Source organism: Agriterribacter sp., assembly GCF_035444585.1.
Classification (GTDB): Bacteria; Bacteroidota; Bacteroidia; order Chitinophagales; family Chitinophagaceae; genus Agriterribacter.
In genome coordinates this window covers 1-8,115 of the sequence record NZ_DAOMOZ010000215.1, presented here as the reverse complement: position 1 = coordinate 8,115, position 8,115 = coordinate 1, and the positions used below count along the sequence as shown (strand labels likewise).

The following is an 8,115-nucleotide window of genomic DNA, read 5'->3' as shown; positions in this document are numbered from 1 at the left end:
CGGCATAAAATGTTCTTTTTACCTGCACGCCACCAAATGAACGGTTATTGAGCAATCCGCTGTATTCTCTTGCAAAGGGTACTCCCTGGGCCACACACTGGTCAATAATATTAACGCTTACTTCCGCCAGCCGGTGTGTGTTGGATTCACGGGAGCGGTAATCCCCGCCTTTTATCGTATCGTAAAAAAGACGAAAAACAGAATCGCCGTCATTCTGATAATTCTTGGCAGCGTTTATGCCGCCCTGTGCCGCAATGGAATGCGCCCTGCGGGGAGAGTCCTGGAAACAGAAGGCCTTTACACGATATCCCAATTCACCCAGTGAAGCGGCTGCAGAAGCACCCGCCAGGCCCGTTCCCACAACAATGACCTCCAGTTTGCGCTTATTGGCAGGGTTTACCAGCTTTACATGGCCTTTGTAGTCACTCCATTTGCTCTCTAATGGTCCTGCAGGTATTTTTGAATCCAGCATAATTGTAAATACATTGATGGTTTTACCAGGATTGATTCCGGGTTATTAATAAAGAAGGATCATCACCAAAGATCTATTCATTTTGCCCTCACTTCTCTTCAACTTACCACTTGCCACTTGCCACTATTTCACCCATCCAAGATATATAGAAACAGGCATCATGGCAAAAGCCAATGGTACTATTATCGAAAACGCCGTGCCTGCAGCATGCACGATCCGCACATAGCGCCGGTTGTGCAGCCCAAGCGTTCTGAATGCACTGTTAAATCCATGCAGTAAATGATAGGCCAGCGAAATGCAGGCCAGTACGTATAAAACCACTACCGTAATCGACTGAAACACGATCAGCATTTCGCCGTAAAGGTTATGGTATTCTTTCCCGTCGTAGGAGGTAATGCCCAACTCATGGATATTACCGATCCCACCGAGCCTGCTGGGGGTCCAGAAATGATAAATATGCATGATCAGGAACAATAAAATCAATGTGCCCAGCAACCCCATGCTGCGGCTGTACCATTTGCTTCCGCGGTTGCCCAGCGGAACCTGGTAACCTATGCTGCGTCTGCTCCTGTTCTGCACTTCAAGGATCAACCCCTGTACGATGTGTAAAATGATGCCGATAAATAATCCTACTTCAAGAATGCGTACTACAACTGTTGCACCCATAAAATGAGCGGCTTTATTGAACATGGCCCCGCCATCATTTGCCCAGATGCAGGCGTTGAGCCCAACGTGCACCACAAGAAATGCGATAAGGGAAACACCCGTAAGCGCCATTACAAATTTTTTCCCAATGGAAGAAGTGAAGAGTTGTTTCCAGGTCATAGTAAGAAGAAGTGGTTAGAAAAAGTAGTGCAAAAATAGCACACAAATGCTCATAAAAATCAGGGTATGACATTTTTTATAAATCTATCCGTTTTAAGCGCCGGTCGGCTATAAGCTGAAACAGGTGCTGGGGCTGCACTGTACGCCAGTCAAAAACTTCCAGTAATTCAATGTACCGGTTCAGTTTCGCCTTTTTAAAATCGTATTGCGATTGTTCGGGCAGGTTTAATATAACAACCCATCCGTCTTCCTCGTTGGTTTCCTGGAACCAATCCTCGTAATAGCTGTCGTCACTGCTGTGAAAATTCAATACATTTTCCGCTATCAAAATAAATTTTGTGATCCTTTCATAAAAAAGCACATCTGTAACCTCCCTGCGTAAAGTTTGTATATCATTTTCTATGGCATCATTCCATTCGCCTATCAATTCAATAATGGCAAACCCGTTTTCGTAGTCGGCATAAAGGATCTTCGCATATAAAGTACGCGACCCAAATTCATCCCATTGAGGATGGATATAATAATTATATACAGTTTGTGAAAATACAAATTCACTATATTCCCGCCCCAAAAAGGGTGACTTCGGGTCTTCTTCCGAAGCATATAAATGTCGCCAGTTATAAAACGGTTCTATATCATGCATAACTCAACCCTTCTGTGCTACAAATATCGAAAGAATACCCGTAACAAAAGCAGGGTTTCACATGGTTTTTACAAGGGGTTAATATTGTAATAATATTGTTTTAAGCAATGCATAGTCTGCTTCTATAACGGTGCTGTGCCCGGGACGTTGCATCGTACTTTCTATTGAGGCCGGAACAGGTATTTTTTCACCGGTTACAGGCTCAACCACGTCATAAAATTTTACAGGATGGGCGGTTTCAAGAAAGATACCTTTTTGCTGCGGATGCCGCTCAAGGTAACGCTCCAGGCCAAGATAGGCCACTGCTCCATGCGGGTCTGTCAAATAACCGGTTTCGTGCTTTACTCTTTTTATGGTATCTTTTGTTTCTGTATCGCTGATCGTATACCCCGAGAGTTTTTCTTTGAGGCTTATAAAATGATGATCGAACAACCGGAGTATACGAACAAAGTTGCTGGGATTTCCTACATCCATGGCGTTGGAAATGGTGGGTACTGCGGGCTTAACCTGGTATTCGCCGCTGTGCAGGTAACGTGGCACCACATCGTTTGTATTACAGGCCGCAATAAAATGCGCCGCCGGGAGCCCCGTGATGTGTGCAAGCATGCCTGCGCAAATATTACCAAAGTTGCCGCTGGGTACGCAAAATACGGGTGGGATTTCTTTTTGGATCCATTGTTTATAAGCAAAGAAATAATAAAACTGCTGTGGCAGCCAGCGGGCCACGTTAATGGAATTGGCTGAAGTGAGCAGTCTTTTTTGCGTGAGCGTTTTATCTGCAAAGGCCTGTTTTACCATTCGCTGGCAATCGTCAAATGAACCTTTTACTTCAAGCGCATGGATGTTTTTGCCCGGCGTGGTCAATTGCTTTTCCTGCACTGAGCTCACCTTTCCTGAAGGATAAAGAATAACAACATCCACTCCATCCACTTCATAAAAGCCACTGGCTACGGCTCCGCCGGTATCGCCGGAAGTAGCTACCAGCACGGTTATCTTTTCGCTCCTTTCTTTTGCAAAATAACCCAGGCACCGGCTCATGAACCTGGCGCCAACATCTTTAAAGGCAAGCGTTGGACCATGGAAGAGCTCAAGGGAGAAAATATTGTCGTTTATTTTCACCAGGGGGATCGGAAAATCAATGGTTTCCTCAACAATCCGGCGCAACTGATCTTCGGGTATATCGCTGCCAACATAGGGGTGTATCACATCAAAAGCAATGGTTTCATTACTCTTGCTCTCCATATCAGCAACCCAGCTTTTTTGAAGCCGGGGCAGTATTTCGGGAAAATATAATCCTTTATCCGGCGCCTGGCCTTTTATGGTAGCTTCCTTAAAACTTACTTTGGGCGACTGCTCATTGAGGCTATAGTACTTCATAATGTTTTGATGGTTCGTTTTATAAGCTGCCGTTGTCATGCTTTAGTTCTCCCTTCCGGCATGAAACGATAAAAGTGAAATGTGAACTGTTCACTATTCACTGCTCACTATTCACTATTCACTATTCACCATCCATTTTCTGGTTTCAATGGATCATCAGAGATGCTTCACTCCTTCCCTGTTTACCGTGGTAACATGCGTATGGAAAGCGATACCGGTGCCGGTATAGGTTTCCTGCATTGCTTTTTCAATTTCTCGTGCCGTTTTTTCGTCGCGGCTGAGCATAAATATAGAGGGTCCCGAACCCGATATGCCGCCACCCAGGGCGCCGGCTTCCAGACTCCTGGATTTTACTTCAGCAAAAGCAGGAATAAGGATGCTTCTTACCGGTTCAATAAGCACATCTTCGAGAGAGCGGCTTATAAGGTCATAATCGCCTTTCATGAGTCCTGTAACCAGTGCCGCAATATTGCCCCATTGCCTGATGGCGTCTTTCAGCAGTATCTGCTTTCTCAATATCTGCCTTGCATCTTCAGTGCGTACCTCTATCTGCGGATGAACCAGCGTTACATAGAGCGGCGGTGAAGGAACACTGATCACATCAAGAGGATGTATGCTGCGGATAAGTGTAACACCACCATAAATACAGGGTGCTACATTATCGGCATGCTTAACGCCCGATGCCAGCTTTTCGCCAAGCATAGCCATCTGCACCAGGTCGGCATTGCCGAAAATATTGTTCAGTAAATGATTGGCTGCCACTACAGCACCTGCCGAGCTTGCCGCACTTGAGCCAATGCCGCTGCCCGGCATTATTCTTTTTTCGATGGTAACCTCAAATCCCGTCTTGCTGTTTAGCCTGTCAATCATTTCCAAAAGCGCAACACCAGCTACATTCTTCTGAGGGTCGGTGGGCAATCCATATTCATCAACATTGCGAATGACCACTACAGGCTCTTCAATGAGCTTTACCGTCATTATATCATAGGGATCATTCAAAGCCATTCCAAGCACATCAAATCCGCAAACCATATTGGCTACCGTACCCGGAGCCTTAACGGTTAATGATGTATCTTTTGCCGCGTCTATTGCTTCGTCTATTGTCTTCAGGCACATGGTGAGATTTAAGATTTGAGATTTGAGATTGAATTTCGCTTCGGATTTCGGATTCCCAGCTTCGGGCTTAATGATTTAAGTTTGTCCGCTTCTTCTTCCCGGCTTCTACGAAGCAGTTGCTCTTATAATATCGGCAAATACGCCTGATGCTGTTACCTCTGCACCTGCACCAGCTCCTTTTACCACCAAAGGCTGGCTGGGATAGCGTGCTGTATAGAACAATACTACATTATCTTTTCCATATAAATGATAGAGATCATGCTGTGGAGAAATGTGCTCCAACCCTACAACAGCTTTTCCCTTTTCAAATTTTGCTACAAATTTAAGCTTGCTGTTTGCTGCTGCCGCAGCATCATATAGTTTTTTGAAATGAGGTTCCTGCCTTTCCATTTCTTTATAAAAGGCCTTCACGTCGCCATGCATGCAGCTTTCCGGTAAAAAGCTATTGCAGGTGATGTCTTCCATTTCCAGTTGCTCACCCGATTCGCGGGCCAGTATCAGTATTTTGCGCATTACATCCGTGCCGCTCAGGTCCAAACGCGGATCAGGTTCGGTATAGCCCTCTTCCTGTGCCTGTTTTACTACTTTGGCAAAGCTCACTTCACCCTTATAGTGATTAAAAACAAAATTCAGGGTACCGCTGAGCACGGCTTCAATGCGGTTGATCTTATCCCCGCTGCGCATCAGGTCGTTCAATGTTCCTATTACAGGCAATGCAGCGCCCACATTGGTTTCAAACAGGTAAAGGCAGTTGTACGACCTTGCCAGGTCCTTTAATTCCCTGTAGTAAGCATACGACGATGAGGCCGCCACTTTGTTGCATGCCACCACAGAAACGCTTTTTTGCAACAGCCTGTCGTATACTTTTGCCACGGCATCACTTGCCGTCATATCTGCAAAAATGGCGTTGCGGAAGTTTTTGCCGATAATAATATTTACAAATGCTTCTATATCGGCCTCTTCACCGCCCTGTAATTTTTCGGGCCACTGGTTAAAATCAATGCCCTTATCGTCTATTATCATCTTCCGGCTGTTGGCAAGTCCGGTTACCCTAACGTTAAGGCGCAGATGCTTTGCCAGCCATTCCTGTTGCTGTTGCAGTTGCTGCAACAGCTTGCTGCCTACATTGCCCGTGCCGGCAATAAAGAGATGAATTTGCTTATTGGTCGTTTCGAAAAATTCTTCATGCAGTACGTTAATGGCTTTGCGCACATCTTTTGTAGCCACCACGGCGGAGATGTTCCGCTCGGAAGAGCCCTGTGCAATGGCCCGCACGTTAATCCCGTTCCTTCCTAACGCACCAAACATTTTGCCGCTTGTGCCAGGGTGGCTTTTCATCTTTTCTCCCACCAGGGCCACGATAGACAGCTCTGTTTCTACCAGCAGCGGCTGTACCTTTTCCACTGCAATTTCATGTTCAAATTCGGCATCTACCACCGCTTTGGCTTTGTGAATTGAGGCGGCTTCAACACCAACACAAATGGAATGTTCTGAAGAACCCTGGGTAATGAGTATCACATTGATCTGCGCTTCAGACAGCGCCTCAAACAACCTTCTCGAAAACCCGGGCACACCTACCATTCCGCTTCCTTCGAGGCTGAACAGCGCAATATTACTGACACTGGAAATTCCCCGTATCGGATTTCCGTTTGCAGCGGCTTTTTGCTGAATAATGGTTCCTGCATCATGCGGGGCAAAAGTATTTTTTATTACCACCGGGATGGCCTTACGCAGAACAGGTTGAATGGTTGGCGGGTAAAGGACTTTCGCGCCAAAGTGAGAGAGTTCCATCGCTTCCTGGTACGAGATCGAAGGAATGACCCGGGCGCTGCTTACCCAGCGCGGGTCTGCGGTCATCATGCCCGACACATCCGTCCAAATTTCGAGGGTGGCTGCATCTGTTGCAGCAGCCAGTATAGCTGCTGTATAGTCGGAGCCTCCCCGTCCTAAAGTGGTTGTTTCATTATTGGCATCGGCGGCAATAAACCCGGGCACTATCACCAGAGATTCTTTACAGGTACTGATATAGTCTTTGATCTGTTTGCGCGTAGCCGCCACGTTTACCATGGCATTGCCAAAATTGGCATTGGTCTGTATCAATGTCCTTGCGTCTTTCCAGGCAGCAGTTACCCCCGCACTGTTGAAAGCTGCGGCGATCACCTGTGAGGAAATCAATTCACCATAGCTTACCATCCGGTCGCGGGTTCTTGCAGAAAACTCACCCAATAAGAAAATACCGTTACAAATATCTTCAATGTCGTTGCATAATTTTTTTACCATACTCAGTATGCTGCTCTGCTGCTGTACGGGGATCAGCAGCTTTACCGTATCCAGGTGCCTTTGTTCAATGTGTTGCAGTTCTTCTTTGTATTGCTCATTACCCCCGGCCGCCATTAGCCCGGAATTGAGCAATGCGTCGGTGGTGCCTCCCAATGCAGATACCACTATGATCGTTTTATCTTTTCCTGATTTTTCTTTTACAATAGATATAACTCTTTTGATATTATCGGCGCTTCCTACCGAAGTACCGCCGAATTTCAACACCTGCATATGTTTGTATTTGAATAATTATTATTATACTGCTCCCTGCATCTTTCCGGATGATCGCAGCACTGTTGCCCAAAGTATTATATGCGTGCAATTTACCCTCAAATGAGGGTCGTTGTTGTAATAATAATGGTACCTGCTGTAGTATATGCAGCAGCAACGGAAGGAAATGTATTTGATTTGTTTTGTACCATTACTGTTTTGAGTTGCCGAAGGTAAAACAGATTTGGATAATAGCAAATAAAAATATTTAATGCAATGGTCAGTTCCTTTTTTTTTGACTAATTTCACGGCTTTAAAAGACGATCGCTGTCAATTAAAACCTGTTGCACATCGTTGCTTTACAGCAGCGAAGGCTGATTTTTTAACTATCCAGACGAATTTAATTATTAAGCACAGAACCCATGCCAAGCTCATCTTCCGCAGCGTTAACGCAATTTCAGAATCTTGTAGGCCGTAAGTTCCAGATATACAACAGCCTTTTTACATCCCTGCCTTTTCACCGTATCGAAAAGACCGGTATCCTGCTTTCGCTGCTACTAAGCTATTGTGAAGAAGGATATGCCAATAACCAAAGCCCGCTGCAAATCATTGACGACTTTTTCAGTAAGCATACCGGGTATGCAAAAGAAGAAGAAAAGTTAGACCTGCTGTTCCGGTTTGTACAATACGTAGAGCGGCAGGTGGTATTGTTTGACGCGCTTGAGGATGCGGCTTTTACCACGATTAATGATATGAATGGCCCGGGTACGCTTAAAGGGCTACAGTCGGAAGTGGCGCAGTTTGACAATGAAAGCCAGCTGAAAAAGAAGCTGGAAGATTTCAGCATCAGGCTTGTGCTCACGGCGCATCCCACACAATTTTACCCCGGCGCTGTTTTGGGCATCATTCATGATCTTACAAGGGCTATTGCTGAAAACAACATCAACCAGATCAACATGTACCTGCAGCAATTGGGCAAAACTCCCTTTTTAAAGCAGCAAAAGCCAACGCCTTATGATGAAGCGATCAGCCTGATGTGGTACCTGGAAAATATTTTTTACCAGGCTGCCGGCAGGATCATTTCAATTATGAAAACGAATTTGCCTGAAGTGGTATCTGCCGACAATCCCATTATCCGCATGGGATTTTGGCC

The 8,115-nt window shown here is 45.6% G+C and carries 7 protein-coding genes; 1 reads left to right on the top strand and 6 read right to left on the bottom strand.

Going from position 1 to position 8,115, the window contains the following annotated elements; translation table 11 throughout:
• From PLH26_RS18000 to thrA, 6 genes are all read right to left on the bottom strand, one after another.
• The coding region (locus tag PLH26_RS18000) for an FAD-binding protein (protein ID WP_324587420.1) at positions 1 to 472 on the bottom strand (472 nt) is incomplete at its 3' end.
• A 123-nt stretch (positions 473 to 595) separates the two neighbouring features.
• Positions 596 to 1,297 (bottom strand): succinate dehydrogenase cytochrome b subunit, encoded by a 702-nt coding sequence (locus tag PLH26_RS17995; protein ID WP_324587419.1) that lies wholly within the window; start codon positions 1,295 to 1,297, stop codon positions 596 to 598.
• A gap of 76 nt (positions 1,298 to 1,373) precedes the next feature.
• A complete protein-coding gene (locus tag PLH26_RS17990; protein WP_324587418.1) occupies positions 1,374 to 1,940 on the bottom strand; it encodes a hypothetical protein in 567 nt (188 codons plus the stop codon).
• 78 nt (positions 1,941 to 2,018) lie between these two features.
• Positions 2,019 to 3,317, bottom strand: coding sequence for a threonine synthase (gene thrC, locus PLH26_RS17985; RefSeq protein WP_324587417.1), 1,299 nt, complete (start codon positions 3,315 to 3,317; stop codon positions 2,019 to 2,021).
• A 156-nt stretch (positions 3,318 to 3,473) separates the two neighbouring features.
• Positions 3,474 to 4,433, bottom strand: coding sequence for a homoserine kinase (locus PLH26_RS17980; protein ID WP_324587416.1), 960 nt, complete (start codon positions 4,431 to 4,433; stop codon positions 3,474 to 3,476).
• Between the two features lie 105 nt (positions 4,434 to 4,538).
• On the bottom strand, positions 4,539 to 6,983 hold the full coding sequence (thrA, locus tag PLH26_RS17975) for a bifunctional aspartate kinase/homoserine dehydrogenase I (RefSeq protein ID WP_324587415.1): 2,445 nt from the start codon (positions 6,981 to 6,983) through the stop codon (positions 4,539 to 4,541).
• Between the two features lie 401 nt (positions 6,984 to 7,384).
• On the opposite strand from thrA, the gene PLH26_RS17970 reads away from it, so the two are divergent.
• Positions 7,385 to 8,115 (top strand): phosphoenolpyruvate carboxylase (locus PLH26_RS17970; protein ID WP_324587414.1); only part of this gene is annotated, 731 nt, incomplete at its 3' end.